Annotated in this window: 22 protein-coding genes, 1 tRNA gene, 4 pseudogenes and 1 riboswitch; of the genes and pseudogenes, 18 read left to right on the top strand and 9 right to left on the bottom strand. The window is 66.7% G+C overall.

Features of this window, described 5'->3' with window-relative positions; translation table 11 throughout:
* Positions 1 to 200: 200 nt before the first annotated feature.
* The gene (locus QP181_RS06395) at positions 201 to 371 is read right to left on the bottom strand and encodes a hypothetical protein (RefSeq protein ID WP_165911419.1); all 171 of its coding nucleotides are present in this window, start codon (positions 369 to 371) and stop codon (positions 201 to 203) included.
* A gap of 128 nt (positions 372 to 499) precedes the next feature.
* Positions 500 to 576 (bottom strand) — tRNA-Arg (locus QP181_RS06390).
* A gap of 60 nt (positions 577 to 636) precedes the next feature.
* Here QP181_RS06390 and QP181_RS06385 point away from each other — a divergent pair.
* Positions 637 to 1,404, top strand: a complete 768-nt coding sequence (locus tag QP181_RS06385) for a queuosine precursor transporter (RefSeq protein ID WP_333928014.1) — start codon at positions 637 to 639, stop codon at positions 1,402 to 1,404.
* A gap of 105 nt (positions 1,405 to 1,509) precedes the next feature.
* Here QP181_RS06385 and purQ read toward each other — a convergent pair whose 3' ends face one another.
* The 3 genes from purQ to purC are packed head-to-tail and all read right to left on the bottom strand — an operon-like array spanning position 1,510 to position 3,185.
* Entirely contained in the window at positions 1,510 to 2,178 is a 669-nt protein-coding gene (gene purQ, locus QP181_RS06380; RefSeq protein WP_333928013.1) for a phosphoribosylformylglycinamidine synthase subunit PurQ, read from the bottom strand.
* Positions 2,175 to 2,405, bottom strand: coding sequence for a phosphoribosylformylglycinamidine synthase subunit PurS (gene purS / locus QP181_RS06375; RefSeq protein ID WP_056050714.1), 231 nt, complete (start codon positions 2,403 to 2,405; stop codon positions 2,175 to 2,177). The genes purQ and purS overlap by 4 nt, the downstream gene beginning before the upstream one ends.
* Positions 2,406 to 3,185, bottom strand: coding sequence for a phosphoribosylaminoimidazolesuccinocarboxamide synthase (purC, locus tag QP181_RS06370; RefSeq protein ID WP_056050712.1), 780 nt, complete (start codon positions 3,183 to 3,185; stop codon positions 2,406 to 2,408). It abuts the gene before it with no gap.
* A 243-nt stretch (positions 3,186 to 3,428) separates the two neighbouring features.
* Between purC and QP181_RS06365 the strand changes: the two genes are divergently transcribed.
* From QP181_RS06365 to QP181_RS06310, 12 genes and pseudogenes are all read left to right on the top strand, one after another.
* Entirely contained in the window at positions 3,429 to 4,835 is a 1,407-nt protein-coding gene (locus tag QP181_RS06365) for an L-serine ammonia-lyase (RefSeq protein WP_333928012.1), read from the top strand.
* Positions 4,836 to 4,845: 10 nt separating this feature from the next.
* Positions 4,846 to 6,882, top strand: coding sequence for a M3 family metallopeptidase (locus tag QP181_RS06360; protein ID WP_333928010.1), 2,037 nt, complete (start codon positions 4,846 to 4,848; stop codon positions 6,880 to 6,882).
* Positions 6,879 to 7,940, top strand: a complete 1,062-nt coding sequence (locus tag QP181_RS06355) for a PLP-dependent cysteine synthase family protein (protein WP_333928008.1) — start codon at positions 6,879 to 6,881, stop codon at positions 7,938 to 7,940. Before QP181_RS06360 ends, QP181_RS06355 begins: the two co-directional genes overlap by 4 nt.
* 7 nt (positions 7,941 to 7,947) lie before the next feature.
* Positions 7,948 to 11,486 (top strand): annotated as a pseudogene (locus QP181_RS06350) (hydantoinase B/oxoprolinase family protein).
* Positions 11,483 to 12,472, top strand: coding sequence for a DUF2891 domain-containing protein (locus tag QP181_RS06345; protein WP_333928007.1), 990 nt, complete (start codon positions 11,483 to 11,485; stop codon positions 12,470 to 12,472). Before QP181_RS06350 ends, QP181_RS06345 begins: the two are co-directional and overlap by 4 nt.
* Positions 12,473 to 12,768: 296 nt before the next feature.
* Positions 12,769 to 13,224, top strand: coding sequence for a DUF4126 domain-containing protein (locus tag QP181_RS06340; RefSeq protein ID WP_333928006.1), 456 nt, complete (start codon positions 12,769 to 12,771; stop codon positions 13,222 to 13,224).
* Positions 13,224 to 13,511 (top strand): FAD-dependent oxidoreductase, encoded by a 288-nt coding sequence (locus QP181_RS06335; protein ID WP_333928005.1) that lies wholly within the window; start codon positions 13,224 to 13,226, stop codon positions 13,509 to 13,511. The genes QP181_RS06340 and QP181_RS06335 overlap by 1 nt, the downstream gene beginning before the upstream one ends.
* A pseudogene (locus tag QP181_RS19940) lies at positions 13,492 to 14,117 on the top strand (FAD-dependent oxidoreductase); the annotation flags it as partial. The gene QP181_RS06335 and the pseudogene QP181_RS19940, both read left to right, overlap by 20 nt.
* A complete protein-coding gene (locus QP181_RS06325) occupies positions 14,112 to 14,600 on the top strand; it encodes an oxidoreductase dimerization domain-containing protein (protein ID WP_443027578.1) in 489 nt (162 codons plus the stop codon). The pseudogene QP181_RS19940 and the gene QP181_RS06325, both read left to right, overlap by 6 nt.
* Positions 14,597 to 16,258: pseudogene (locus QP181_RS06320) on the top strand (FAD-dependent oxidoreductase). The gene QP181_RS06325 and the pseudogene QP181_RS06320 overlap by 4 nt, the downstream one beginning before the upstream one ends.
* The gene (locus QP181_RS06315; RefSeq protein WP_132741759.1) at positions 16,255 to 16,560 is read left to right on the top strand and encodes a UBP-type zinc finger domain-containing protein; all 306 of its coding nucleotides are present in this window, start codon (positions 16,255 to 16,257) and stop codon (positions 16,558 to 16,560) included. The pseudogene QP181_RS06320 and the gene QP181_RS06315 overlap by 4 nt, the downstream one beginning before the upstream one ends.
* A gap of 262 nt (positions 16,561 to 16,822) precedes the next feature.
* Positions 16,823 to 17,494, top strand: coding sequence for a peptidylprolyl isomerase (locus QP181_RS06310; protein WP_333928004.1), 672 nt, complete (start codon positions 16,823 to 16,825; stop codon positions 17,492 to 17,494).
* 148 nt (positions 17,495 to 17,642) lie between these two features.
* Here the strand turns inward: QP181_RS06310 and QP181_RS06305 are convergent, their stop codons facing one another.
* Positions 17,643 to 19,274: an NAD(P)/FAD-dependent oxidoreductase gene (locus QP181_RS06305; protein ID WP_333928003.1), complete on the bottom strand. Its 1,632-nt coding sequence runs from the start codon at positions 19,272 to 19,274 to the stop codon at positions 17,643 to 17,645.
* A gap of 54 nt (positions 19,275 to 19,328) precedes the next feature.
* On the opposite strand from QP181_RS06305, the gene cobO reads away from it, so the two are divergent.
* From cobO to cobS, 5 genes and pseudogenes are all read left to right on the top strand, one after another.
* The gene (gene cobO / locus QP181_RS06300) at positions 19,329 to 19,934 is read left to right on the top strand and encodes a cob(I)yrinic acid a,c-diamide adenosyltransferase (RefSeq protein ID WP_333928002.1); all 606 of its coding nucleotides are present in this window, start codon (positions 19,329 to 19,331) and stop codon (positions 19,932 to 19,934) included.
* Between the two features lie 161 nt (positions 19,935 to 20,095).
* Positions 20,096 to 20,291: riboswitch (cobalamin riboswitch) on the top strand.
* A gap of 172 nt (positions 20,292 to 20,463) precedes the next feature.
* A pseudogene (locus QP181_RS06295) lies at positions 20,464 to 20,869 on the top strand (DUF1636 domain-containing protein).
* Positions 20,866 to 21,879: a nicotinate-nucleotide--dimethylbenzimidazole phosphoribosyltransferase gene (gene cobT / locus QP181_RS06290; protein ID WP_333928001.1), complete on the top strand. Its 1,014-nt coding sequence runs from the start codon at positions 20,866 to 20,868 to the stop codon at positions 21,877 to 21,879. Before QP181_RS06295 ends, cobT begins: the two are co-directional and overlap by 4 nt.
* Before the next feature lie 8 nt (positions 21,880 to 21,887).
* On the top strand, positions 21,888 to 22,445 hold the full coding sequence (locus QP181_RS06285; protein ID WP_443027523.1) for a histidine phosphatase family protein: 558 nt from the start codon (positions 21,888 to 21,890) through the stop codon (positions 22,443 to 22,445).
* Entirely contained in the window at positions 22,442 to 23,155 is a 714-nt protein-coding gene (gene cobS / locus QP181_RS06280) for an adenosylcobinamide-GDP ribazoletransferase (RefSeq protein WP_333927999.1), read from the top strand. Before QP181_RS06285 ends, cobS begins: the two co-directional genes overlap by 4 nt.
* On the opposite strand, the gene QP181_RS06275 is transcribed toward cobS, so the two are convergent.
* From QP181_RS06275 to QP181_RS06265, 3 genes are read right to left on the bottom strand one after another with little or no spacing between them, the layout of a single operon-like run.
* Positions 23,120 to 24,589 (bottom strand): cobyric acid synthase, encoded by a 1,470-nt coding sequence (locus QP181_RS06275; protein ID WP_333927998.1) that lies wholly within the window; start codon positions 24,587 to 24,589, stop codon positions 23,120 to 23,122. The two genes, cobS and QP181_RS06275, sit on opposite strands and share 36 nt — an antisense overlap.
* Entirely contained in the window at positions 24,577 to 25,515 is a 939-nt protein-coding gene (gene cbiB, locus QP181_RS06270) for an adenosylcobinamide-phosphate synthase CbiB (protein WP_333927997.1), read from the bottom strand. The genes QP181_RS06275 and cbiB overlap by 13 nt, the downstream gene beginning before the upstream one ends.
* Complete coding sequence (locus tag QP181_RS06265; RefSeq protein ID WP_333927996.1) at positions 25,508 to 26,482, bottom strand: threonine-phosphate decarboxylase; 975 nt, start codon at positions 26,480 to 26,482, stop codon at positions 25,508 to 25,510. Before QP181_RS06265 ends, cbiB begins: the two co-directional genes overlap by 8 nt.
* Positions 26,483 to 26,509: the final 27 nt, after the last annotated feature.

The raw sequence follows: 26,509 nt of genomic DNA, 5'->3' as shown, positions 1-26,509 counted from the left end.
TTGCTTGAGGTCTCGCCGACGTACGCCACCGATCTCGTCGCGATTGGCGCGACGAGTGCCGATGACGGACTGCCGATAGAGCTTCGTCAAATCTTGCCAGGACCGGTCGCATCGATACGTCCGGTGTGGACGGATAAACCCCGTCCCGGTCACTAGGTTCCTGGTATTTCTAACGAATTTCCTAAGCGGAATGTACCAGCTCAGGACAATGCACGGGCGTGATACAGCTTTGCAAAGCGCAAATGGAGCGATCGCGTGCTGTCGTCGGTGGCCATTTGCGCACGATTTTCGTGCCACTGCGCTCGGCTCAGGAAATAGGGCTTGTCACCCTCGCCGACGGATTGGGTGTAGTTGGTCTCGTCTAGCGTCACGCTTGGCATCCATCGCAATGTTGCGCCTTTATACCCGGCCTGACACGCCGCGCGTGATCGGGAAGGACTAGACCATAGGGTGTTTTGGACAGTCCCGCAGACCATCGTGCCAACTTGCGAAAGGCGATTGGCGCGCCCGGAGGGGTTCGAACCCCCGACCGAGGAGGTAGAAGCTCCTTGCTCTATCCAGCTGAGCTACGGGCGCGCGCTGCGGCGACGACTAGCGCGGATTGTGCGGGCTTGGAACCTCGATCATAACGCGCGCATGGAAAATGGAACGGGCATTGGGAATGCGCGCGAGCGGGGGCTCGAACTGGTCGACGCGAATGCGGTCGGCGGCACGCACTTTCGCTATTTCGACTTTGTGATGGCGGCGTTCGTCACGATCCTGCTGCTGTCGAACGTGATTGGCGCGGGTAAGCGTGCGGTGATCGACCTGCCGTTCATCGGCGCATGGCCGTTCGGCGCGGGCATACTCTTCTTCCCGGTCAGCTATGTGATCGGCGACGTCCTGACCGAGGTGTACGGGTACGCGCGGGCGCGCCGCTGTATCTGGGCAGGGTTTGGCGCGATGTTGTTCATGGTGTTCATGTCGGCGGTGGTCGTCGCCTTGCCGCCCGACAAAGGGTGGACGGGGCAGGCGGCGTACGAGTCCGTCTTCGGTCAAGTGCCGCGGATCGTGTTCGCGTCGATCTGCGCGTTCTGGGTCGGCGAATTCGCCAACAGCTTCGTGCTCGCGCGGATGAAGATCTGGACGCAAGGGCGGATGCTGTGGACCCGGACGATCGGCAGCACCGTGGTCGGGCAGGCGTTCGACAGCCTGATCTTCTACCCGCTCGCGTTTTATGGCGCACCGGACTGGCCCGTCGAGGCGATGCTGATGGTGATGGTCAACCAGTTCTTGCTGAAGGTGTCATGGGAGGTGCTGCTGACGCCGCTGACGTATGTGGCGGTGGGGTGGCTGAAGCGGCGCGAAGGGGTGGATGTGTACGACCGGGGGACGGACTTCTCGCCGTTCCGGACTCGGGTTTGAGGGCTTATCCCGCCTTCCTGTTCTCCCGCGAAGGCGGGAGTCCAGGGTTACAGGCGCTGAGGGTGGTATCCTGGACCCCCGCTTTCGCGGGGGAACGGGTAGTGGTCAGGCGCTGACCGCCTCCAGCAGGCCCTCAAACAAACGCCGACCATCCGTGCCGCCGTGCGCCGCTTCGATACGACGCTCCGGATGCGGCATCATGCCAAGCACGTTGCCCTTGTCGTTCAGCAGCCCAGCTATATTCCGGGCCGAACCGTTGACGCTCTCGGCGTAGCGGAACGCGACGCGGCCTTCGCCTTCGAGGCGGTCGAGGGTGTCGGCGTCGGCGAAGTAGTTGCCGTCGTGATGCGCGACCGGGAAGGACACGCGTTCGCCTGCGGAATAGCCCGACGTGAACGTCGAACTCGCCGTCTCGACGGTCAGCGCGACATCGCGACAGACGAAGTTCAGCCCCTCGTTGCGCATCAGCGCGCCGGGCAGGAGTCCCGCCTCGGTCAACACCTGGAAGCCGTTGCAGACACCCAGCACAGGCAAGCCCTTGCCCGCCTGCTCGACGACCGCGCGCATAATCGGCGATCGTGCCGCGATCGCGCCCGAGCGGAGGTAGTCGCCATACGAAAACCCACCCGGCACCGCGACCAGCCCGACATCCGCCGGCAAGTCCGCGTCACCATGCCAGACCATGAGCGGCTTGACGCCGGTCACCGCCTCCAGCGCGACGGCGATGTCGCGGTCGCAGTTGGAGCCCGGGAAGACGATGACCGCAGTTTTCATGCGCGCTCGACCCGGTAGTTCTCGATCACCGTGTTGGCGAGCAACTTGCGGCACATGCCGTCGATCGTCGCGTCGTCGGTATCGTCGGCGACTTCCAGTTCGATCAACTTGCCCTGGCGGACGTCTTGCACGCCGTCGAAGCCGAGGCTGCCAAGCGCGTGGTGGATCGCCCGGCCCTGCGGATCGAGCACGCCGGGCTTCAATGTCACGAAAACCTTGAGTTTCATTTACTTGCCCCGGTTCTTGCGATGCTTTTCGAGGTCGAGGACGGCGTTGTCCGCACCCTCGGGCAGCAGGCCGAGCCGGCGTGCAACCTCTTGATACGCCTCGACTTCACCACCGAGATCGCGACGGAAGCGATCCTTGTCCATCTTCTCGTTGGTTTCCATGTCCCACAGACGGCAGCCATCGGGGCTGATCTCGTCGGCGAGGATGATGCGACCAAAGTCGTTGTCGAAGATGCGGCCGAATTCGAGCTTGAAGTCGACGAGGCGGATGCCGACACCGGCGAACAGCCCGCACAGGAAATCGTTCACGCGGATCGCGAGGTCGGCGATGTCGTGCATCTCCTCCTGGCTCGCCCAGCCGAACGCGGCGATGTGTTCGTCGGAGATCATCGGATCGCCGAGCGCATCGTCCTTGTAGTAATATTCGATGATCGTGCGGGGCAGCTTGGTGCCCTCCTCGATCCCGAGGCGCGTCGAGATCGAACCCGCGGCGACGTTGCGCACGACGACTTCGATCGGGACGATCTCGACCTGGCGGATCAGCTGCTCGCGCATGTTGAGCCGGCGGATGAAGTGCGTCGGCACGCCGATATGATCGAGCAGCGTGAAGATGTGCTCGGAAATCCGGTTGTTGAGCACGCCCTTGCCGTTGATCGTGCCCTTTTTCTGGGCATTGAACGCGGTCGCGTCGTCCTTGAAATACTGGATCAGCGTGCCCGGCTCGGGACCCTCGTAGAGGATCTTGGCCTTGCCTTCGTAGATCTGGCGGCGGCGAGCCATGCGCGGTCCCCTGGAAATCGAGCGGTGAAAATCGAGCGGCCCCAGCCTACGCGATATACACCGCGAAGCCGAGGCCGGAATAGGCCGCGCCTATAGGCGAAGGGTGCGGGGGTGCAATCGGATCGGTGCGGTGAGGCGAAACCTATTGTCGGGCGGCAATTGTCGGCACGGCCGTACGGGCAAGAGAGGCGGTTGCGCGCTCGCTGCTTTCCTCCGTGCAACCAAGACGATAGGAGCGCTCAGATGGAGCCACTCACTCGCGATCGCCCAGACGAACAGACGCGCGCTCGCCCGGATTGCCACCAGGCGATCAGCATCCTCGATCTGTTCACGATCGGGATCGGGCCGTCGAGTTCGCATACCGTCGGGCCAATGCGTGCGGCGTGGCTGTTCGCCGATCTCGTGGCGGACGAGCATCCGGTGGCGGTGCGGGTCGATCTGTATGGTTCGCTGGCACTGACCGGGCGGGGACATGCGACCGACAGCGCGGTGATGCTGGGGCTCAGCGGTGCACAGCCCGAGACGATCGATCCGGACCTGATTCCGGTGCGCCTCGCCGCGATCCGGTCGAGCGGGCGGCTGATGCTCGCCGATCGGGTGGAGATCGGGTTCGAGGAGAGCCAGCATTTGCTGTTCCATGCGCAGACCTTCCTGCCGGGGCATCCCAATGCGGTGACCTTCACCGCGTCGTTCGGCGACGGGCGTACGGTCGAGCGGACCTATTTCTCGATCGGGGGCGGGGCGATCGTCGAGGCGGGGTCGGGGCCGGTGAAGGCCAACATCCTGTTGCCGCGGCCGTTCTCGTCGGGGGCGGAACTGCTCGCGACCGGCGACGCGACGGGGATGACGATCGCCGATATCGTCCGCGAGAACGAGATCGCGTGGCGGCCTGAGAGCGAGACGGATGCGTTCCTCGATGCCGTCCGTGGTGCCATGTTCGCGTCGATTGATCGCGGGTGTCGGCAGGGTGGCATTTTGCCGGGTGGGCTGAAGGTGCCGCGTCGGGCGAAGGCGCTGTTCGAGGGGTTGCAGGCGCGCGATACCGCCGCCGATCCGTCCGCAGTGTTCGAATGGGTGAGCCTGTATGCGCTCGCCGTGAACGAGGAGAATGCGGCGGGTGGCCGGGTCGTGACCGCGCCGACCAATGGCGCGGCGGGCGTTCTGCCCGCGGTGCTGCGCTTCTACGAGACCTTCACCAGGGACCCGACGGCCAAGGGCGCGCACGACTTTCTGCTGACCGCGGCGGCGATCGGGTTTCTCTACAAGAAGCGCGCGTCGATCTCCGCGGCGGAGATGGGATGCCAGGGGGAGGTCGGCGTGGCGTGCTCGATGGCCGCTGGCGCGCTGGTCGCGGCGCTCGGCGGCACCAACGAACAGATCGAGAATGCCGCCGAGATCGGCATGGAGCACAACCTCGGCCTGACCTGCGATCCGATCGGCGGGCTGGTCCAGATCCCGTGCATCGAGCGCAACACGATGGGTGCGATCAAGGCGATCAACGCCGCGTATCTGGCACTTCGCGGGGACGGTCGCCATATCGTCAGCCTCGATGCGGTGATCGAGACGATGCGCCAGACCGGTGAGGACATGCGCTCGCAATATAAGGAGACGTCGCTTGGTGGCCTGGCCGTCAACGTCGTCGAATGCTGAAGGATTTCCCATGACTGCCCCGACGAACCCGCTTCTCGATACGCTGTCGCTGCCCCGTTTCGCCGAGTTATCGCCCGACCAGATCGCGCCTGCGCTCGACGAGGCGATCGCGCGGCATGAGGCGATGGTCGAGGCGCTGACCACTGCGCGGCCGACCGATTTCGCGGGCGCGTGGCTGCCGTACGAGCGCGCGAATACCCAGATTGGGGCGATCTGGTCGGCGGTGTCGCACCTGCACGGTGTGGCGGATACGCCCGAACTGCGCGCGGCGTATTCGGAGGGGCAGAAGCGGCTCGTCGAGAACGACATGAAGGTCGGCCAGAACCGTGATCTGTACGAGGTGTTCGTCGCGCTGAGCGTTTCGCCCGAGTTTGCCGACTTGGCGACCGAGGACCGGGTCGCGGTGGAGCAGGCGATCCGCGACTTCACGCTGTCGGGCGTGGCGCTGGAGCCCGAGGCGCGCGACCGGTTCAGCGAGATTTCGGTCGAGCTGTCAGGATTGTCGAACGAGTTCGGCAGCGCGGTGCTGGATGCGACCGATGCGTGGTCGGAGCTGGTGACGGACGAGGCGGATCTCGCGGGGATATCGGACGCGGACAAGGCGATGTTCGCGGATGCCGCCAAGGCGAAGGGGCAGGCGGGCTGGCTGGTCACGCTCCAACAGCCGAGCGTCAACGCGGTGCTGACCTTCGCCGAGAACCGCGAGTTGCGCTCGCGCATGTACCGCGCGTTCGCGACGCGCGCGTCGGATCAGGGGCCGAATGCGGGCGAGTTCGACAACAGCGCGCGGATCGCACGCATCCTCGAACTGCGGCATGAGGGCGCCAAGCTGCTCGGCTTCACCGATCCGGTCGCTTGGTCGCTGGAGACCAAGATGGCTCCGAACGGCGCCGAGGTGATCGCGTTCCTGCGCGATCTGGCGCGGCGCGCGAAGCCGGCGGCGGAGTGTGACCTTGCCGAGCTGAAGACGTTTGCTTCCGAGCAACTCGGGATCGCCGATTTCGAGCCGTGGGATGCGGGCTTCGTGTCGAACCGGTTGCGGCAGGATCGCTATGCGGTCGATGCGCAGGTGGTGAAGGCGTATTTCCCGGTCGAGCGCGTGATGGAGGGCTGGCAGACGCTGATGCAGCGCTTGTTCGGTATCAAGCTCGTCGAGCGCGACGATGTCTCGCTGTATCATGACGATGCGCGGTTCTTCGACGTGGTGGACGAGAGCGGGACGGTGTTCGCGGGGCTGTATCTCGACCTCCACGCGCGTACCGGCAAGCGCGGTGGCGCGTGGATGGCGCAGGCGCGACCGCGGCTGCACGACGGCAACACCGTCACGGTGCCGGTCGCGTATCTCGTCTGCAACTTCGCGCCGGATGGTGGCGAGACGCCGTCGCTGCTGAGCCACAACGACGTGACGACGCTGCTGCACGAGACCGGCCACTGCATCCACCTGCTCTTCACCAAGGTGAACCGGCCGAGCATCGCAGGGACCAACGGGTTCGAGTGGGACGCGATCGAGCTGCCGAGCCAGCTGATGGAGGATTTCGCCTGGTACAAGGACGTGCTGACCGGCATGTCCGGCCACTACAAGACCGGCGAGACGCTGCCCGCCGACCTGTTCGAGCGGATGGTGAAGGCACGGCATTTCCAGGCGGGGATGTTCATCCTGCGCCAGGTCGAGTTCGCGCTGTTCGACCTGCTGTTGCATCTGGGCACGATGGGCAGCGATCCGATCGAGGTGATCGAAGCGGTACGCGACGAAGTGGCGGTGATCCGCCCGCCCGCATGGCACCGCTTCCCGCACGCGTTCAGCCACATTTTCGCGGGCGGCTATGCGTCGGGCTATTATAGCTATCTCTATGCCGAGTTGCTGGCGGCGGATGGCTTCGAGGCGTTCGCGGAGGCCGGCCTGGTCGATCGCAAGACCGGCGACCGGTTCCGCGAGGAAGTGCTCGCGCGCGGTGCGACACGGCCGGCGGCGGACAGCTTCCGTGCATTCCGTGGGCGTGACCCCGAGCCGACCGCGATGCTGGTCCGTCACGGGCTGCAAGCGTGACTAAGCGCGTCGACCGGCGCTGGTTGTCGGAGGCGGTGCGGCGGATCGAGGCGGACTATAACCGGTCCGCCGACACGCATCTGATCCGGGTGGATTTGCCGCGGTATCCCGGCATCGTGCTGTACCTGAAGGACGAGAGCTCGCACCCGACCGGCAGCCTCAAGCACCGGCTCGCGCGGTCGCTATTCCTGTACGCGCTGTGCAACGAATGGATCGGGCCCGAGACGACGGTGATCGAATCCTCGTCGGGATCGACCGCGGTGTCGGAGGCGTATTTCGCGAAAATGCTCGGGCTGCGCTTCATCGCGGTGGTCCCCGCGACGACGGCGAAGCCCAAGCTCGACGCGATCCGCTTTCACGGCGGCGAGATCCACATGGTCGACGATCCGCGCACCGTCTACGCGGTCTCACACCGCTTGGCGGCGGAGACCGGCGGGCATTATCTCGACCAGTTCACCTATGCCGAGCGCGCAACCGACTGGCGCGGCAACAACAATATCGCCGAGAGCATCTTCGCGCAGATGGCCGAGGAGGAGCATCCGTGCCCGTCCTGGATCGTCTGCGGCGCGGGGACCGGGGGCACGTCGGCGACGATCGGGCGCTTCATCCGCTACTGCCGGCACGACACGAAACTGTGCGTCGCGGATCCGGTGCACTCGGTGTTCCACCGGCATTTCGAGGACCGATCGGTGGTAGCGCTGCCGGAAGGGTGCGCGTCGCGGATCGAGGGGATCGGGCGGCCGCGGGTCGAGCCGAGCTTCGTGCCGAGCGTGATCGACCGGATGATCGCGGTCGAGGATGCCGACAGCGTCGGTGCGATGCGTGCGCTGTCCGACCGGCTCGGCCGGCGCGTTGGCGGTTCGACCGGGACCAACCTCTGGGCGTGCGCGCAGATCGTCGAGGAGATGGCGGCGGCGGGCGAGACGGGCAGCATCGTCACGCTGTTATGCGACGGCGGCGATCGCTATGGCTGCACCTATTACGATGACGCATGGCTCGACGATCGCGGGGTCGCGTGGACCGGGGCAGCGGCGCGGATGACGCAATTTCTGGGCTGAGTAACCGATGACCACATGGCAGTTCTGGATCGACCGCGGCGGCACGTTCACCGACGTCGTCGCGCGGCAACCGGACGGACGGATCGTCACCGCCAAGCTGCTGTCGGAAGATCCCGAGCGCTACGGTGATGCAGCGGTCGAGGCGATCTGTCGGCTGACCGACGGGGCGGACGTACCCCTAGAACTGCGGATCGGCACGACCGTCGCGACCAACGCGCTGCTCGAGCGCAAGGGCGAGCCGACGTGTCTCGCGATCACCCGCGGGTTCGGCGATGCGCTGCTGATCGGTCACCAGGAACGCTCCGACATTTTCGCGCGCGACGGGAACCGTCTGCCACCGCTGTTCGCGCATGTCGTGGAGATCGACGAGCGGGTCGGGGCGGAGGGCGATGTGCTCCGTCCACTCGACGTGGATGCGGCGCGCGCGGGCTTGCAGGCTGCGTTCGATAGCGGTTTGCGCGCCGTCGCGATCGTGCTCATGCACGGCTATCGCTTCACTGCGCACGAGGAGGTGCTGGCGGCAATCGCGGCTGAGATCGGCTTCACGCAAATCTCGGTCAGTCACCGCGTCGCGCCGTTGATCAAGCTGATCGGGCGCGGCGATACGACCGTCGTCGATGCGTATCTGTCGCCGGTCGTCGATCACTATGTCGCGGGCCTGAGCAACGCGCTGGGGCAGGGCGCGCTGTTCATGCAGTCGTCGGGCGGACTGGTCGACGGCGCAGGCTTTCGCGGCAAGGACGCGATCCTGTCGGGGCCGGCGGGCGGCATCGTCGGCATGGCCGCGACCGCGCGCGAGGCCGGGTTCGAACAGATCATCGGTTTCGACATGGGCGGTACCTCGACCGACGTGTCGCACTACGCCGGGACGTACGAACGCGACACCGAAACGCTGATCGCTGGCGCCCGCATCCGCGCGCCGATGCTGCGGATTCACACGGTGGCGGCGGGCGGCGGCTCGATCTGTCGGTTCGATGGTGAGCGGCTGATCGTCGGACCGGAGAGCGCGGGCGCTGTGCCGGGGCCAGCATGTTATCGCCGCGGCGGTCCGCTGACCGTGACCGACTGCAACGTGATGCTCGGCAAGGTGCGCCCCGAATTCTTCCCGGCGCTGTTCGGACCGGCGGGCGACCAGCCGCTCGATGCCGAGGCGGTGACCGCCCGGTTCGCGGAATTGCCGCTCGATCCGCAGGTCGCAGCGGAAGGGTTCGTCGCGGTCGCGGTGGCGAACATGGCGAATGCGATCCGGACGATTTCCGTCGCGCGCGGCCACGACGTCACGCGCTACACGCTCGCCTGCTTCGGTGGAGCCGGGGGCAGCATGCGTGCCTGGTCGCCGACGCGTTGGCGATGGACCGCGTGATGATCCACCCGCTGGCCGGCGTGCTGTCGGCGTTTGGCATGGGCCTCGCCGATCGCCGGGTTCTGCGCGAGGCGACCTCGGGCGCGGCGTTTGCTGAGTATGTCCAGATCACGCAGGCATTGGACAGGCTGGCGGAAGCCGCGCGCGAAGCATTGGTAGCGCAGGGCGTCACGGCGGACGACGTTCGGATCGAACGCCGCGTGCATCTTCGCAGAGGCCAGACCGACCACACCATCGAACTCGATCTCGACGAACCGCCAGCGATGATCGCCGCGTTCGACGCCGCACATATCGCGCAGTTCGGGTTCGCCAGCGAAGCACCGCTGATCGCCGACCGGATCGTCGCCGAGGCGATCGCCGAGAGTCCGCCGATCGACGCCGCGCTCGTCGCGTTTCCCGAAGAGCCAGCCGCGCCGCTGTCCGTCGCCCCCGTCTACATGGCCGGTGCATGGCACAACACGCCCGTCCTTGCCCGCGAGGGCCTCCCCGCCGGCCACGCCATCGACGGCCCCGCACTGATCCTCGACAGCGTCTCGACCACCATCGTCGAGCCCGGCTGGCGCGCGCGTCGATCCGATCGGCAATCTGATCCTCGACCGCATCGCACCGCGTGTCGGCGCCAGCGTTGGCACCGAGTCCGATCCGGTCCGGTTGGCGATCTTCGCGGGGCTGTTCATGAGCATCGCCGAGGAGATGGGCGCCGCGCTCCAGCGCTCGGCCGCGTCGGTCAACATCCGCGAACGGCTCGACTTCAGTTGTGCGCTGTTCGACGCGCACGGCAACCTCGTCGCCAACGCGCCGCATATCCCGGTCCATCTCGGTTCGATGGGCGAAAGCATCCGCACGATCATCGACGCGCGCGGCGGCGGCGCAGACGGCCGCGGTATCCGCCGCGGAGACGCCTACGCGCTCAATGCGCCGTATCGTGGCGGCACGCACCTGCCCGACATTACCGTCATCATGCCGGTCTTCGCAGACGATAACGACGCCCCAGCCTTCTTCGTCGCTGCCCGCGGTCATCATGCGGACGTCGGCGGCATCACCCCAGGATCAATGCCCCCGAAAGCCGGTCGGTCGAGGAAGAGGGCGTGCTGCTCGACGACGTGCTGGTGGTCGACGAAGGCGGTTTCCTCGAAGCGGAACTGCGCGCGGTGTTCGCGTCCGGCCCTTATCCCGCGCGCAATATCGACCAGAACATAGCCGATCTCGCCGCACAGTTGGCCGCCTGTACGCGCGGCGCGACCGGTCTCACACGGCTCGCGAACGAGTACGGCACGGACGTCGTCGCGGCGTATATGGAGCACGTCCAGGCCAACGCCGACGCCGCAGTCCGCCGCCTGATCGCGACGCTCGACGACGGCGCGTTCGCCTATGAGATGGACGATAGCGCAGTGGTCCGCGTGGCGGTCCGCGTCGATCGCGAGGCCGCGACGATGGAGGTCGACTTCGCCGGCACCAGCGAGCAGCGCCCCACCAACTTCAACGCCCCCGTCTCGATCGTCCGCGCGGCGGTGCTATACGTCGTCCGCGCGCTGATCGACGAGGCCGTCCCGCTCAACGACGGCTGTCTGCGCGGCGTGACGATCCGCGTGCCCGAAGGCTCGATGCTCAACCCGCGCTATCCGGCGGCCGTCGTCGCCGGCAACGTCGAGACGAGTCAGGTCGTCACCGACGCGCTGTTCGGCGCACTCGGCGCGATGGCCGCCAGCCAGGGGACGATGAACAACTTCACCTTCGGCAACGACACGCACCAATATTACGAGACGATCGCCGGCGGGGCAGGCGCGGGGCCCGGCTTCGACGGCGCGTCGGTGATCCAGACGCACATGACCAACAGCCGGCTGACCGACCCGGAAATCTTCGAAACGCGCTTTCCGGTATTGTTGGAAGAATTCTCGATCCGCCGCGGCTCGGGTGGGGCAGGCGCACATCACGGCGGCGATGGAGCGACGCGGCGCGTGCGCTTCCTCGAGGACATGACCGCGTGCATCCTTGCCAACCGTCGCCGCATCGCGCCTTTCGGCATGGCGGGCGGTGCAAGCGGCGGGCTGGGCTCGGCGACCGTCGAGCGCGCGGATGGCAGCGTCGAGCCGCTCGGCTCCACCGCCAAGGTCGACATGAAAGCTGGCGACGTATTCGTCATTGAAACGCCCGGCGGCGGCGGGTTTGGGAGAGACGAATGACACACGGCATCGATCAGGCGACCGCGGCGCGGTTCGCGACGCTGACACTGGGGCATCTGACCCGCGAATGGCCGTACAAGCTCGACCAGACGCTAGGCGGTCCGGGCGATCTCGCCTTGCCCAAGACGCTGCATCCGATCTTCCACGGCAGTTTCGACTGGCATAGTTGCGTGCACGGCTGGTGGCAGGTGATGCGGCTTGCACGCCTGTACCCGGCCATGCCCGAGGCGGTGGCGATCGAGGCGCTGGCGGACCGTATGCTCGTGCCGGCTTTGGCGGCAGGCGAACTCGCCTATCTGGCAAGGCCGACGACGGGAAGTTTTGAGCGACCGTATGGCTGGGGCTGGCTGCTCGCGTTGCATGACGAACTGGCGCTTCGGACCGATCGTTCCTGGGCGGTCGCGCTCGCGCCGCTCGCACACGCATTCGCCGCCCGGTTCGCCGAGTATCTGCCGAAGCTTATTTATCCGGTACGCAGCGGCAAGCATGACTGCACGGCATTTGCGCTGGTCCACGCGCTACGCTGGGCGCGTACGCATGACGCGGCGCTCGCGGCGTTGATCGAGACGCGTGCGCGCGATTGGTTCGGGGCGGATCGCGCGTGCCAACCGTGGGAGCCAAGCGGTGAGGATTTCTTGTCCGCGACGTTGTGCGAGGCGGTGCTCATGCGTGAGGTGCTTGGTGCCGACTTCACGGCGTGGCTGACCGCATTCATGCCCGATCCGTTCGGCGCGGCAACCACCTGCCTGCGAACGCCGGCGATCGTCAGCGACCGCTCGGATGGAAGGCTCGCACATCTCGACGGCGTGAATTTGTCGCGCGCATGGGGGTGGCGGTCGATTGCCAAGGCACTACCCGACCCGAAGCGGGCGTGGTTGGTGGCGGACGATCACCTCGCCGAGGCGCTGCCGCATCTTGCCGACGATTATATGGGTGAACACTGGCTGGCGACGTTCGCCCTCCTCGCTCTCGATGCCGAATCATAAGACGATATCGGGCCTTGCGGTGGCTTCGTATCGTTACGCACCCGAAATGGACCCTTCTCCGGTGATGTACCGGCGATAGTCGATCGGTGTCGCTGCTGATGGTCTGACGTACGGAGCTTTGGGATTGTGTTGATACGGCAAGGGTTTCCGGACCGGTCCTGCCTCTGTCGCTCTGACCCATGCTTAAACTCCGCCTCATCCGTACCCGATCGGATTGCGCGCTAAATCCGATCGACGATTGACCGCTCGAGGCGGGCGTGAAAGCGTCTGTTCAAGGAATATTGCAGGAGGCGGCCATGCTAGTTCTCGCTCTCGTTATCGGTATCGTCGCCGGGTTGCGCGCGATGATGGCGCCAGCCGCGATCGCCTGGGCAGCCTCAACCGAGTTGGTGCCTCTGCAGGGAACATGGCTGGCCTTTCTCGGGTGGCGGTTCACGCCCTGGGTAATATCGTTTCTCGCAGCCGCCGAACTCGTCACCGACCAACTGCCCTCGACGCCCAGCCGGACGGTACCGGCGCAGTTCGGCGCACGGATCGTCACGGGCGGCATTTCGGGCGCGGCGATCGGTTATGCCCTGGGGGCGCCGCTTTTTGGACTGGTGCTCGGCGTGATCGGCGCCGTCCTCGGGACCTTGGGCGGTGCGAGATTGCGCGCGCGGCTGGCGGCATCATTCGGCAGCGATCGTCCCGCCGCGTTGGTTGAGGATGCGCTGGCGATCGGCCTGGCTGTGCTGGTCGTCGCACTGTTGTGATGCGGCGGTTCGACGCGATCATCGTGGGCGCCGGTCAGGCGGGACCGCCGCTCGCGGGGCGTTTGACCGAGGCCGGGATGACGGTGGCACTGATCGAGCGCAAGTTGGTCGGAGGTACCTGCGTCAATACCGGGTGCATGCCGACCAAGGCGCTGGTTGCAAGCGCCTATGCCGCCCATCTGGCTCGTCGGGCCGCGGAGTTCGGCGTGCGGACCGGCGAAGTCGGCATCGATATGCCGGCGATAGCGGCGCGCGCGTGCCATCGTGATGGATGCGCGTTCGCGTAACGAAGCCTGGTTGGACGGCATGGCCGGGCTGACCTTGATGCGCGGTCATGCGCGCTTTACCGGCCCTGGTACGATCATGGTCGACGGGGAGGAACTGACCGCACCGCGGATTCTTCTCAACGTCGGCGGACGCGCGAGCGTGCCTGATATGCCGGGCGTAAGCGACGTCCCCCATCTGGACAACACCGACATGGTCGCGCTGGAGGCCGTACCCAAGCATCTGGTCATCGTCGGCGGAAGCTATGTCGGGCTCGAGTTCGCGCAGATGTATCGGCGGTTCGGTGCTGCGGTGACCGTGGTCGAGCGGGGCGAGCGGCTGATCGGACACGAGGATGCCGACGTGTCGGAGGCCGTGCGCGCGATCCTGGAAGACGAGGAGTCGCCGTACGAACGGGCGCCGAATGCATCGCGTTCTCGCAGCATGCAGACGGCGTCGCGGTATCGGTCGACTGCCAGGCGGGCGATCCGCAAGTGGTCGGTAGCCATGTGCTGCTGGCAGTCGGACGGCGGCCCAACACCGATGATCTCGGGCTCGAGCTTGCCGGGGTGATGACGGATGCGAAGGGCCACGTAATCGTCGACGATCTGCTCCAGACGAACGTGCCGGGCGTATGGGCGCTCGGTGATTGTAATGGGCGGGGCGCGTTTACGCACACCGCCTATAATGATTTTGAAATCGTCGCCGCGAACCTGCTCGATGGCGACGAGCGGAGCTTGAGTCAGCGGCTGGTCGGCTATGCGCTCTATATCGACCCGCCGCTCGGTCGCATCGGTATGACGCAGACCGAGGCGGAGAAGACTGGTCGAAAGATCCTCGTTTCGAAGAGGCCGATGACGCGGGTCGGTCGCGCGATCGAGAAGGGCGAGACCAAGGGTTTCATGAAGATCGTGGCGGATGCGGAGACGCAGCGGATCCTTGGTGCGGCGATACTCGGAACGGGCGGCGATGAGGCGATCCACGGTATCCTCGACATGATGAACGCGGATCAGCCGGTGTCGGCGCTGCGCTGGGCGGTGCCGATCCATCCGACTGTGTCCGAGTTGATCCCGACACTGCTGCTCGGTCTCGAACGGGTGGAGCCTCGATGACCACGACCGACAGCGTCGCCTCGCGCGAGCATCAGATGTTTCCCGTGCTCGACGTTGATCAGATCGAGACCGCCAAGCGGTTCGCAAGCGGTCCCGCGCGAAAATTCGCAGCGGGAGAGCAGGTCTATGCGATCGGCGAACAGGGCGCGCCTGCATGGCTGGTGCTGGCGGGATCGATCAAGGTCATCCGCCGCGACGGGCTGACGCACGAGGCGCCGATCACCTCGCACGGAGTCGGACAGATCACCGGCGAGGTGAACCAGCTTGCCGGACGCCCGTCGATCGCGGGGGCCGCGCCGGCGCCGATGGCTGTACCGCGCTGCCCTTCGATCCGGCGCATTTGCGCGCGTTGATGGTCGGCTCGGCGGACGTCGGCGAAGTCGTGATGCGCGCGTTGATCCTGCGCCGCGTCGGACTGATCGAGCAGGGCAGCGGCGGGACGGTGATCGTCGGCGTGCCGGGCAGCCCCGATATCGTCCGGTTGCAGGGTTTCCTCACCCGGTCGGGCTATCCCAACATCGTGCTCGACGCGGCGTCGGACGAGGAAGGGCGTGCGCTGGTCGAGCGGATCGGCGTGTTGCGTGCCGATCTGCCGCTGGTGGTCTGTCCGAACGGGAAAGTTCTCAAGCGGCCGTCGGATGTCGAGGTTGCCGCGTGCCTGGGGATCACGCCCGATCTCGATCCAGACGTGGTGTACGACGTGGCGATCGTCGGCGCGGGGCCGGCTGGGCTGGCGGCGGCGGTGTATGCCGCGTCTGAGGGACTGTCGGTGGTCGTGCTCGACGAGCGCGCGATTGGCGGGCAGGCGGGGGCGTCCGCGCGGATCGAGAATTACCTGGGGTTTCCGACCGGCATTTCAGGGCAGGCGCTGGCGGGCCGCGCGTTCAACCAGGCGCTGAAGTTCGGCGCGGAGATCGCGGTGCCGCTGGAGGTCGCGCGGCTCGACTGCGACGACGCGCGGCCGGCGGACGATCCGCTGGTGCTCGCGCTGCCGGATGATACGCGGGTCCGGTCGCGGACGGTGATCGTGGCCTCGGGCGCGCGCTATCGTCGCCCCAACATTCCCGGTCTGGCGATGTTCGAGGGCGCGGGCGTCTCCTATTGGGCGTCGCCGATCGAAGCACGATTGTGCGAAGGCGAGGATGTCGCGCTGGTCGGCGGCGGCAACTCGGCCGGGCAGGCGGTGGTATTTCTCGCGCCTCGCGTGAAACATCTTCACCTGATCGTACGACGGCCGCTGGCGGCGACGATGTCGAAATACCTGATCGACCGGATCGCGGCGCTGCCCAATGTCACCCTGCATGTCGGCACCGAGATTATCGGTCTCGAAGGCGACCGCGCGACCGGGCTCATGGGGGCAATGTTCCGCCAAACAGACGGCTCGACCAAACAGTGCGCGATGCGTCACCTGTTCCTGTTCATCGGCGCCGACCCTAATGCCGGATGGCTGCAAGGATGCGTCGATACCGACGACAAGGGGTTCATCGTCACTGGCAAGGCTGCCCTCGCGTTACAGACGAGCCGCGCGCGTGTTCGCGATCGGCGACGTGTGCGCTGGCTCGACCAAGCGCGTCGCGGCGGCGGTCGGCGAGGGTGCGGCGGTGGTCGCGCAGGTTCATGTCGCGCTGGCCGACATGGCCGAACGAGAGGCGTCATGAGTTACGGCTGCACGCATATGGAGACGATCCGGTCGGTCACGCCGAGCGCCAAGGGGTGCGAGGATTGCCTTCGGATCGGCAGCGAATGGGTCCATCTGCGGCTGTGTCGGGCATGCGGGCATGTCGGCTGCTGCGACGATTCGCCACACCGCCACGCGACCGCGCACTTTCATGCGACGCGGCATCCGATCATCGAGGGCTATGACCCGCCGGAGGGCTGGGGCTGGTGTTTCGTGGACGAGTCGATGGTCGACCTGCCCGACCAGACGCCGCAATGGGGGCCTATCCCGCGGTATGTTTGAAGAGGGGTAGGCTTCGTTTGCGTCGGTTCAACCACGTGTACCACCACCCCGGCGGAGGCCGGGCCCAATCGGCAAAGCCGCAGTAAAGGCGGGCGATCCTTTGTTGTTGCCGTCCCCCAATTGGTCCCCGGCCTCCGCCGGGGTGGTGGTGCTCAGCGCGGCACCGATCGTCGATCCAACCATACCGTTGATCACCCTCGCTTGCTTCGCCCGACCCCGACCGCTAGCCGACCTTCATCGGTAAAGGCGTGAGTAGTCGAACATGCGGCGTGTGATGATGGGGCTAATGGCCGTTGCGGCGCTCGCTACGGCGGGATCTGCCCAAAAGCCGAACCGCGCAGGACCGAAACCCGGCATCGTACGCGTCCGCATCGTCACGTCGGAGGGGCCAATCCTGCTGGCGCTCGACGCGCGCCACGCGCCGAAGACGACCGCGAATTTCCTCGCCTATGTCGATGATGGACGCTTCGATGGCACCGACTTCTACCGTGCGAGCCGCCAGAAATCCGCGCCGAAGCTCGGCTTCATCCAGGCGGGCATCCGCACCGACGCGCGGCGGATCCTGCCGCCATTCCCCCTCGAGACCACGGCAATGACCGGGATCAAGCATCTCGACGCGACGATCTCGATGGCGCGCGGCATGACGCCGGCGTCGGCTGGCGGGAATTTCTTCATCACAGTCGGTCCGGCACCGGCGATGGACGCCCGAGCGGGCTATCCTGGCTATGCGGCGTTCGGACACGTCGTCGCGGGAATGGACGTGGTGAAGCGCATTCTCGCCAAGCCGACCGGGGGCGGGATGGACGCGTTCAAGGACCAGATGATCCTGAAGCGCGTGGCGCTGGTGAGTGCGCGACGGCTCGACGGAGTGGCGAAGCCGACGGGGTTGCCGCGCGCGTGGTTGATCGAGACGGGGCCTGATCGGAAGAAGTGATGTATCCGTCGCCCCAGACTAGTTTCGGCGCCTATCCCCTTCGAACACGTGCCGACGATGGTCGTACGGTACCACGTCCTTCCTTGTTCTCCCGCGAAGGCGGGAGCCCAGACTGGATCCCCGCCTTCGCGGGGAAACAAGCTTTTACTTACAGGACGGAGGGTCCCGCAGTCAGGCTGAGCGCTACCGCTTCCGCGACCTTGATCCCGTCGACTGCGGCGGAAAGGATGCCCCCTGCATAGCCGGCGCCTTCGCCTGCCGGAAACAATCCCGCGGTGTTGAGGCTCACGAAATTATCACCGCGCGTAATCCGAACCGGCGACGAGGTCCGCGTCTCCACCCCCGTCAACACCGCATCGGGATGATCATAGCCAGGAATCTCGCGGCCGAACGCCGGCAATGCCTCGCGCAACGCGGTGATCGCGAACTCCGGCAGGCATTCCGACAAATCCGTCATATGCACGCCCGGTTTGTACGACGGGATCACCGAGCCCAGCGCGGTCGACGCACGCCCTGCGAGCAGGTCGCCAATGCGTTGCGCGGGCGCCTTGTAGTTCGAGCCGCCGGCGACATAGGCGCGCGATTCCCAGTGGCGTTGGAGTTCGATCCCGGCGAGCGGGTGGCCGGGATAGTCGCGCTCGGGGTCGATGCCGATGACGATCCCCGAGTTCGCGTTGCGTTCGTTGCGCGAATATTGGCTCATGCCGTTGGTCGCCACGCGGCCTTCCTCGGAGGTCGCGGCGACGACGGTGCCGCCTGGGCACATGCAGAAGCTGTACACGGTGCGGCCGTTCTTGCAGTGATGCGACAGGCTGTACGCCGCCGCGCCGAGATCGGGATGGCCGGCGCATGGCCCGAACCGGGCTTCGTCAATCCAGGACTGGGGGTGTTCGATGCGGACGCCGATCGAGAACGGCTTGGCCTCGACGTGAACACCTTTGGCATGGAGCATCTCGAACGTGTCGCGCGCGCTGTGGCCGACTGCGAAGACGACGTGGTTGGCTTCGAGATAGTCGCCTGTGCTGAGATGGAGGCCGCGGAGTTGGCGGGTGCCGGCCTCCTCGACGATGTCGAGACCGTCGACGCGCGTCGAGAAGCGATATTCGCCGCCGAGTGCCTCGATCGTCTCGCGCATGCTCTCGACCATCGTGACGAGGCGGAAGGTGCCGATGTGCGGATGCGCTTCGGTGAGGATCTCGGGCGGCGCGCCGGCCTTCACGAACTCGGTCAGGACCTTCCGGCCGAGATGGCGCGGATCCTTGATCTGGCTCCAGAGCTTGCCGTCGGAGAAGGTGCCGGCGCCGCCCTCGCCGAACTGGACGTTGGATTCGGGGTTGAGGACGCTCTTGCGCCATAGGCCCCAGGTATCCTTGGTGCGCTCGCGGACGACTTTCCCCCGGTCGAGGATGATCGGGCGGAACCCCATCTGCGCGAGGATGAGCCCGGCAAACAGGCCGCATGGGCCTGCGCCGACGACCACGGGGCGCGGGCCGGTATAGCTCGGGCCGCCCTTGGTGACGAAGCGATACCCCGTGTCCGGGGTACGCTGGACGTGGCGATCCTTCCGGAAGCGCTGGAGCACCGTGTCCTCGTTCTTCAGCGTGACGTCGACCGAATAGACGAGCTGGATGTCCATCTTGTCGCGCGCATCGTGCGCGCGTCTCGCGATCGTGTAGCGGATCAGGTCGCGCGGGGTGACGCGCAGGCGATCGCGGATCGCGGCGGGGAGCGCTTCGTCGGCGTGGTTGAGCGGGAGCTTGAGATCGGTGATGCGGAGCATGCTCGGTCCTCTAGCGCCGCGCGGCGCGATCCGCCATCGGAAGCAAAAGAGGACATGATCATGCGGACCGACGACGAGCAAAATGCCAAGAGCGCCAAGCGCAAGGAAGTCCACGACCGGATCGTCGCGAGCAAGAGGATCGAGAAGGGGCTGATCATCGTCCACACCGGCAAGGGCAAGGGCAAGTCGACCGCCGCGTTCGGCATGGCGGTGCGGATGATCGGGCATGGGCGCAAGGTCGGCGTGGTGCAGTTCGTCAAGGGCGCGATGGCGACCGGCGAGAAGGCGATCTTCGACGCGTTCCCGGACCTGTGCGAATTCAAGCCGATGGGGGAGGGGTTCACCTGGGATACTCAGGATCGTGCGCGCGACATCGCGGTGGCGCGCGAGGCTTGGGACGAGGTCAAGCGGATGATTGCCGATTCATCCTATGCGATGGTGGTCGCGGATGAGCTGAACATCGTGCTGCGGTATGACTATCTGCCGGTCGACGAGGTGCTCGCTGTGTTGGCGGCAAAGCCGGAGATGACGCATGTCGTGGTGACAGGTCGGAATGCGCCGGATGCGTTGATCGAGCTGGCGGATCTGGTGACCGAGATGACGCAGGTAAAGCATCCGTTCCGGTCGGGCGTGAAGGCACAGGCGGGGGTGGAGTTCTGATTTCTTGATCCTCCCCTTGCAGGGGAGGTGGCTGGCGCTTGCCAGACGGAGGGGTATTGCGATCACGACGGCGGGTCACCCCTCCGTCAGCCCAAACGGGCTGCCACCTCCCCTGTCAGGGGAGGATTAGAGGCTGCTTGTCTACGGTCGATCGTACGCGTATCGCTCGGCCTGCGACAGGTTTTTCCGAGGCGGCAACGCTTAGGGAAATGAAAATGGGAACGGGAAACACCCGGCTGCCCCTGCAACTGTACGCGGCGAGCCATCGTGCCTCATGCCATTGGGATACTCCCGAGAAGGCGGCGCGGACGGCGTTGACCCGCGAGCCAGGAGACCTGCCCGTCGCGGTCGTCTTTCGTCCGGCCAGGGTGCGCCGAACGGACGGGTAACACCCCGAGCGACGACATCGCTTCGCGTCGCGCGGAGGCTGGAGGCGTGCGCCTTTCGCCCTTTGCGCGGTGCGGGATCGACTGTCCGAAGGGGTTCCTATGCCTAGTATAAATCGTTCTGTGATCGTCCGGGAACGGACATGCTGAAGCCGGTCGAAGACGGCGTCGCGGTGGTCGCGTGCAACACGTGCCGCCATTCGGCCGATGCGCGCGACGACGAGCAGGGCCAGCGCGGCGGCGCGCGGCTCGTGCAGGCGCTGAAGACGGTGCAGCAGAGCGACCCGGCCTATGCCGACGTCGCGGTGCAGGAGATGCCGTGCTTGTTCGCATGCCAGGATTTCTGCACGATCCACCTGCGCGCACCCGCCAAGGTCAGCTATGTGCTCGGCCGGTTCGAGCCGACCGAAGACGCCGCGCGCGATCCTCGATTACGCGAGGCTCTACGGCGAGAGCGCGTTCGGGCAGGTGCCGTTCAAGCAATGGCCGCAGGGCGTGAAGGGACATTTCATTACCCGCACCCCGCCCGAAGGCTTCGTCGTCGAATGACCGCGTTCGCGACGCCCGCCGGGTTTCTGGCGGCCTTGCGCGGCTTGCCGCAGGCGGACGCGGCGGCGCGATCCGCGGCGATCGCCCGACAAGGCGAACTGACCAAGCCGCCGGGCTCGCTGGGGCGGCTGGAGGATATAGCGGTGTTCATGGCCGGCTGGCAGGGTAACCCGCTGCCCCGGCTCGATCGCGGGAGCGCGGTGGTATTCGCGGGCAACCACGGCGTCGTCGCGCGAGGTGTGAGTGCGTTTCCGGCCTCGGTCACCGCGCAGATGGTCGCCAATTTCGAGCATGGCGGCGCGGCGATCAACGCGCTGTCGCGGGCGGCGGGCCTTGAGCTGAAGATCGTATCGCTCGATCTCGACCGACCGACGGCGGATTTCACGCAAGCCCCGGCGATGTCGGAGGACGAATGCCTTGCCGCGTTGAACGCGGGCGCGGCGGCGGTCACAGATGCGCCGGACCTGATTGTACTCGGCGAAATGGGGATCGGCAATTCGACGACCGCCGCGGCGCTGTGTCTGGCGAGCTTCGGCGGGTCGGCGAGCGAGTGGGTCGGGCCGGGCACGGGGGTCGACGATGAGGGCATCGCGCGGAAGATCGCGGTGGTCGAAGCCGGGGTCGCGCTGCACCGGGACGCGCTGAGCACGCCGTTCGAGATCTTGCGGCGGCTCGGTGGGCGCGAGTTGGCGGCGATCGCAGGCGCGGTGGTTGCCGCGCGACTGGCGGGCGTGCCGGTGATGCTCGACGGGTTCATCTGCTGTGCGGCGGTCGCGCCCTTGGCTGCGGCGTGTCCCGACATTCTCGCGCATTGCCTTGCCGGACATGTCTCGGCCGAGCCGGGGCATCATCTTTTGCTCGAGCGAATGGGGCTCGAGCCGTTGCTCTCGCTCGGGATGCGGCTGGGCGAGGCGAGCGGTGCTGCGACGGCGACGTTGCTCGTCCGGGCCGCTCTGGCCGCGCATGCAGAGATGGCGACGTTCGCCGAGGCGGGCGTTTCGGCTGCGTGAGTGCGTACATGCTGCACCTGATGCGGCACGGGGCGCTTGAAGTGGCGGGGCGAATGCTCGGACGGACCGACGACCCGGTGACCGAGGGAGGGATTGCCGCCTGTATGGCACGCGCCGAGAGTCTTGCGATCGAACGGATCAAGGCCCCCGATCTGATCCGCGCACGCGCCTGTGCGGCGGCGATCGGTGAACCGCGAGGCGTTGCGGTCGAGGTCGACCCACGCTGGCGCGAACTCGATTTCGGGGCATGGGACGGGCTGGCCTCGGCGGCAATCGATCGTGTCGAGCTCGCCGCATTCTACGACGATCCCGATGCGTCTCCCCCGCCTGATGGAGAGCGCTGGTCCGCGCTGCAGGACCGGGTAGCGCAGGCGTTGGCCGAGATGCCCCAGGTCTCGACACTCGTGGTGACGCATGGCGGTGCGATCCGGGCGGCGCTCGCGGACTTGTGCGGGTTCGATCGACGGCAGATCTGGGCGTTCGACTTGCCCTATGCCGCGCTGGTCTCGCTGCGCATCTGGCCGGGCCCGACGCGGACCGTGCAGATCGTCGGGCTGGCGACATGAAACGGCTGATCGTCGCGTTCGGCTTCCTGACCCGGCTGCCGATGCCGCGCGTCGACGTCGAGGCAGAGGATTTCGCGGCAGCAATCCGGTGCTACCCTGTCGTCGGTCTCGCGATCGGCCTGATCGTCGCGGCGGCCGGCTGGCTGGGTACGCTGGTCGATCCTTGGACGGGGGCCTGCGCTGCGTTGCTGGCTTGGATCGCAGTGACGGGGGCGCTGCATCTCGACGGGCTCGCCGACCTCGCGGATGGGTTGGGCGCGGCGCATGGCGATCGGACGCGGCTGCTCACGGTGATGGCCGATCCGCATATCGGGAGCTTCGGCGTCGTCGCGATCGTCGGTCAGGTGCTGGCCAAGCTGGTATTGCTCCACGCGGCGGGGATGGGCTGGACGCTGATCCTCGTGCCGTGCGCGGCAAGGATGGGACCGCTCGTCTGGGCGAGACTGTTGCCGCCGCTGCGGCCCGGCGGGCTGGGCGCGGCCGTCGCCGGCGCGGTCCGAACGCGTGACCTGCTGGGGTGGGGACTTGTGCTTGCGCTCGCGGCGGTCGCGGTGCCTGCACTGGTCGCCCTACCGCTGCTCACGTTAGGCGTCGCGGCATGGTTGCGGCGGACGCTGGGCGGTGTGACCGGCGACGCGCATGGCGCCGGGATTGAGATCGTCGAGACCGGGCTGCTAGTTGCGCTCTCGGTGGCCGGCGCGCTCGCTTAGCGCGAGTAGCGCATCGAGATCGACATGGCGTTCAAGCGTCGCGGCGATCGCATCGAGCGCGGCGTCGATCGACGCGCCATGATCTGGTCCACTGGCCGCGACGCCGAGCCGAGCCAGCCACGCCGCGCGTTGCTCTGCCAGCGCGAGCAGGCCGTGGACGTAGCTGCCCGAGATCAGTCCGTCCGCACTCGTCGCGCCTTCGGAGCTGCCATCGGCGCGGTGGCCGACCGGGTGCGCGGTGGCGGGTCCGGTGGTCGCGCCCATGTGCATCTCATACCCCTCGAACGCGGCGCCCTGCGCCCTGCCGCGCACCCGCTCCAGCGTCTTGCGGCCTGTGAGGACCGTGTTGACGTCGAGCAGCCCGAGCCCGTCGACCCGCCCTGCCGGCCCCTCGATTCCGTCGGGATCGGCAATGCTGCGACCGAGCATCTGATAGCCGCCGCAGAGCCCGAGCACCGGCTTGCCGCGGCGGTAATGCGCGCGGATATCGATGTCCCATCCCTGCGCACGAACGAAGGCGAGGTCGGGGATCGTCGCCTTTGATCCGGCGAGTACGATCATGTCGACGTCCGGGATCGCCGTGTCCGGCGGTACCATGACCAGCGCGACACTGGGCTCAAGGCGAAGCGGATCGAGGTCGTCGAAATTGGCGATCCGCGGCGTGATCGGGCAGGCGATCGTGACGCGGCGCTGCGTACTGGCGGCGGGGCGTTCGAGAATCACCGCATCCTCGCTCGGTAACCGTACCGCGTCTGCAAGCCATGGCACGACGCCGTACCCGCGCCATCCGCTCCGCCCTTCGATCGCGCGATAGCCGTCGTCGAACAGCGCGGGGTCGCCGCGGAACTTGTTGATCAGGAAGCCGTGGATCATCGCCGCGTCGGCCGGATCGATCACCGCGCGCGTGCCGACGATCGCCGCAATCACGCCGCCGCGGTCGATGTCGCCGACCAGCACCACGGGCACGTCGGCAGCGCGCGCGAACCCCATATTGGCAATGTCGCCGGCGCGCAGGTTGATCTCCGCCGGGCTGCCCGCGCCTTCGACGACGACGAGATCGCAGCCTGCCGACAGCCGTTCGAAGCTGTCGAGCACGTCGACCAGCAGCCCTTCGCGTCCCTCGCGCCAGCGTGCCGCGGCGAGCGTGCCGCGCACCTGCCCGCGGACGATCAGTTGCGAGGTGCGGTCGCCCTGTGGTTTCAGCAGCACCGGGTTCATGTCGACGCTCGGCTCGACGCGACACGCGATCGCTTGGGTGGCCTGCGCGCGACCGATCTCGCCGCCATCTGCGGTAACGGCGGCGTTGTTCGACATGTTCTGCGGCTTGAACGGGCGGACCGACAGTCCGCGATTGGCGAACGCGCGGCATAGCCCGGCGACGAGCACCGACTTGCCGACGTCGGAGCCGGTTCCCTGGAGCATCAGAGCGCCCATGCGATCCCTCCGGCGATGACGAACAGGAGCACACACGCTCGGCGATAGATGCCGAGCGCGGCGCGTAGATCGGCGGCGGTAGCGTCCGCGCGGCCGTCGCCGATATAGGGCTTGGCGACGCTCACCCCGTCATAGGCGATCGGGCCTGCGAGCTTCAGATCGAGCGCACCGGCTATCGCCGCCTCTGGCCAGCCGGCGTTGGGCGAGGCGTGGTTGCCGGCATCGCGCCACATCGTCTGCCAACCGCCGAGCCCGGCGACGCACAGCAGCACGCCGCTCAGCCTCGCCGGGATCAGATTGGCCAAATCATCGGTCCGTGCCGCAGCCCAGCCGAACGCACGCCAGCGCTCTTCACGGTGCCCGATCAAACTGTCGGCCGTGTTGATCGCCTTATACGCCCACAGTCCCGGCAGCCCGGCCACGAGCAACCAGAACAGTGGCGCGACGACGCCATCGCACACGCTCTCGGCAAGGCTCTCGATCGCCGCCCCCGCGACGCCGGCTTCATCGAGCGACGCGACATCCCGCCCGACGATCATGCCAACGCGGTCACGGGCAGTCTGGAGGTCGCTCGCTCTCAGCGCATGCGCCACGGGAACGACATGATCGTGCAGGCTACGGATCGCGAGTCCCGGCGCGGCTAACAAGGCGATCGCGACCCAGGCGGAAGACCCGAGCAGCATTCGCAGAACGACGTCTAGCGCGAGCGCGATGACGACCGCGACCCCGACGACGACTGTCATCGTCAAGACACCCGCCGCCCGACGGGTCGCAAACGATGTTCGCGGATCGTTCCAGCGTGCCTCGGCGGCGCCGATCAACCGCGCGAACCCGCCCACCGGATGTCCTACCCGCGCATAGAGTGCGGCCGGCCAGCCGATCGCAGCGTCGATCGCTATCGCTAGGACCGCTATCGGCTCAGCCATGCGCCAGCGCTCGGTCCAGCCGGTCGAAGGCGGTGTCGTCGCGTGGCAGGCCGATCCGCAGCCAGTGTGGTGCATGGTCGAACGTGCGCGTCAGTATCCCAGCATGCGCCAGACGGTCGAATATTGCGGCTGCGGCGCTGCTTTCCACGAGCCGGAACAGGGGGCAGGCACCGGTCGCGTGCAGCCCGTGGCGCGCCAGCATCGTGTCCAGGCGTGCCGCCCGGGCGATGCAGGCGAGCCGGGTCGCATCGATCCAGGCGCTATCGCGGTAGGCGGCGGTCCCATAAGCCACTGCGCAGGCGGAAACCGGCCAGCTTCCCAGCTGGTGGCGCATCGCGGCAACCTGTGCCGGCGGGGCGATCATGAAACCGAGCCGGACTCCGGGCAGGCCGAACGTCTTGCCGAACGAGCGAAAAACGATGACCCGGTCGGACGGCCGAAGATGCGGGACGATGCTGTACGATGGGACCAGGTCGACAAACGCTTCGTCGACTACCAGCCATGCGCCGTTTCGCGTCACGGCGAGCAGGCGCTCTGGTTTGTCGAGTAGTCCATCCGGATTGTTCGGGTTTGCGAGCAGCAGCGTTCCGTCTTCGATGTTATCGATGGTCGGTCGCATAACTGCGCTGGCGTGTCCGAACACTTCCGCATGGGTTGCGTAACTCGGCGCTACAAATCGGGCGGGCCGTGGCAGATCGAGACCGGCCAGCAAGCGTAGTCCGATCTCGCTGCCCGGCAACGCGAGAACGCAGGCGGAATCGGTTCCGAACATTGCAGCCGCCGCTTCTTCGAGCACCGCGATCGATGCCGGCGATGGCAGCGTCGTGAGATCGACGGGCGGCAAAGGGTCGGACCGCCAGGCGCACGGATTGATCCCGGTCGACAGATCGATCCACGGGGTGGGGGCATCGGGGTACAGGGTTGCGGCGAGATCGACCCTCCCGCCATGCGCGCGCAACCCCGTCATGATATCCTTTCGCTTGATCTTGCGCCG

The organism is Sphingomonas sp. LR55 (genome assembly GCF_036856015.1).
Taxonomy (GTDB): Bacteria; Pseudomonadota; Alphaproteobacteria; order Sphingomonadales; family Sphingomonadaceae; genus Sphingomonas.
Note: the sequence above shows the minus strand (reverse complement) of the source record. Positions and strands in the feature narration are given on the sequence as shown.

What these genes read in the sequence shown, in the direction of transcription:
- QP181_RS06385 (WP_333928014.1), top strand. Translation starts at nt 637, where the DNA reads ATGGAAAATGGAACGGGCATTGGGAATGCGCGCGAGCGGGGGCTCGAA.
- purQ (WP_333928013.1), bottom strand. Translation starts at nt 2,178, where the DNA reads ATGAAAACTGCGGTCATCGTCTTCCCGGGCTCCAACTGCGACCGCGAC.
- purS (WP_056050714.1), bottom strand. Translation starts at nt 2,405, where the DNA reads ATGAAACTCAAGGTTTTCGTGACATTGAAGCCCGGCGTGCTCGATCCG.
- purC (WP_056050712.1), bottom strand. Translation starts at nt 3,185, where the DNA reads ATGGCTCGCCGCCGCCAGATCTACGAAGGCAAGGCCAAGATCCTCTAC.
- QP181_RS06365 (WP_333928012.1), top strand. Translation starts at nt 3,429, where the DNA reads ATGGAGCCACTCACTCGCGATCGCCCAGACGAACAGACGCGCGCTCGC.
- QP181_RS06360 (WP_333928010.1), top strand. Translation starts at nt 4,846, where the DNA reads ATGACTGCCCCGACGAACCCGCTTCTCGATACGCTGTCGCTGCCCCGT.
- QP181_RS06345 (WP_333928007.1), top strand. Translation starts at nt 11,483, where the DNA reads ATGACACACGGCATCGATCAGGCGACCGCGGCGCGGTTCGCGACGCTG.
- QP181_RS06340 (WP_333928006.1), top strand. Translation starts at nt 12,769, where the DNA reads ATGCTAGTTCTCGCTCTCGTTATCGGTATCGTCGCCGGGTTGCGCGCG.
- QP181_RS06335 (WP_333928005.1), top strand. Translation starts at nt 13,224, where the DNA reads ATGCGGCGGTTCGACGCGATCATCGTGGGCGCCGGTCAGGCGGGACCG.
- QP181_RS06315 (WP_132741759.1), top strand. Translation starts at nt 16,255, where the DNA reads ATGAGTTACGGCTGCACGCATATGGAGACGATCCGGTCGGTCACGCCG.
- QP181_RS06310 (WP_333928004.1), top strand. Translation starts at nt 16,823, where the DNA reads ATGCGGCGTGTGATGATGGGGCTAATGGCCGTTGCGGCGCTCGCTACG.
- QP181_RS06305 (WP_333928003.1), bottom strand. Translation starts at nt 19,274, where the DNA reads ATGCTCCGCATCACCGATCTCAAGCTCCCGCTCAACCACGCCGACGAA.
- cobO (WP_333928002.1), top strand. Translation starts at nt 19,329, where the DNA reads ATGATCATGCGGACCGACGACGAGCAAAATGCCAAGAGCGCCAAGCGC.
- cobT (WP_333928001.1), top strand. Translation starts at nt 20,866, where the DNA reads ATGACCGCGTTCGCGACGCCCGCCGGGTTTCTGGCGGCCTTGCGCGGC.
- QP181_RS06285 (WP_443027523.1), top strand. Translation starts at nt 21,888, where the DNA reads ATGCTGCACCTGATGCGGCACGGGGCGCTTGAAGTGGCGGGGCGAATG.
- cobS (WP_333927999.1), top strand. Translation starts at nt 22,442, where the DNA reads ATGAAACGGCTGATCGTCGCGTTCGGCTTCCTGACCCGGCTGCCGATG.
- QP181_RS06275 (WP_333927998.1), bottom strand. Translation starts at nt 24,589, where the DNA reads ATGGGCGCTCTGATGCTCCAGGGAACCGGCTCCGACGTCGGCAAGTCG.
- cbiB (WP_333927997.1), bottom strand. Translation starts at nt 25,515, where the DNA reads ATGGCTGAGCCGATAGCGGTCCTAGCGATAGCGATCGACGCTGCGATC.
- QP181_RS06265 (WP_333927996.1), bottom strand. Translation starts at nt 26,482, where the DNA reads ATGACGGGGTTGCGCGCGCATGGCGGGAGGGTCGATCTCGCCGCAACC.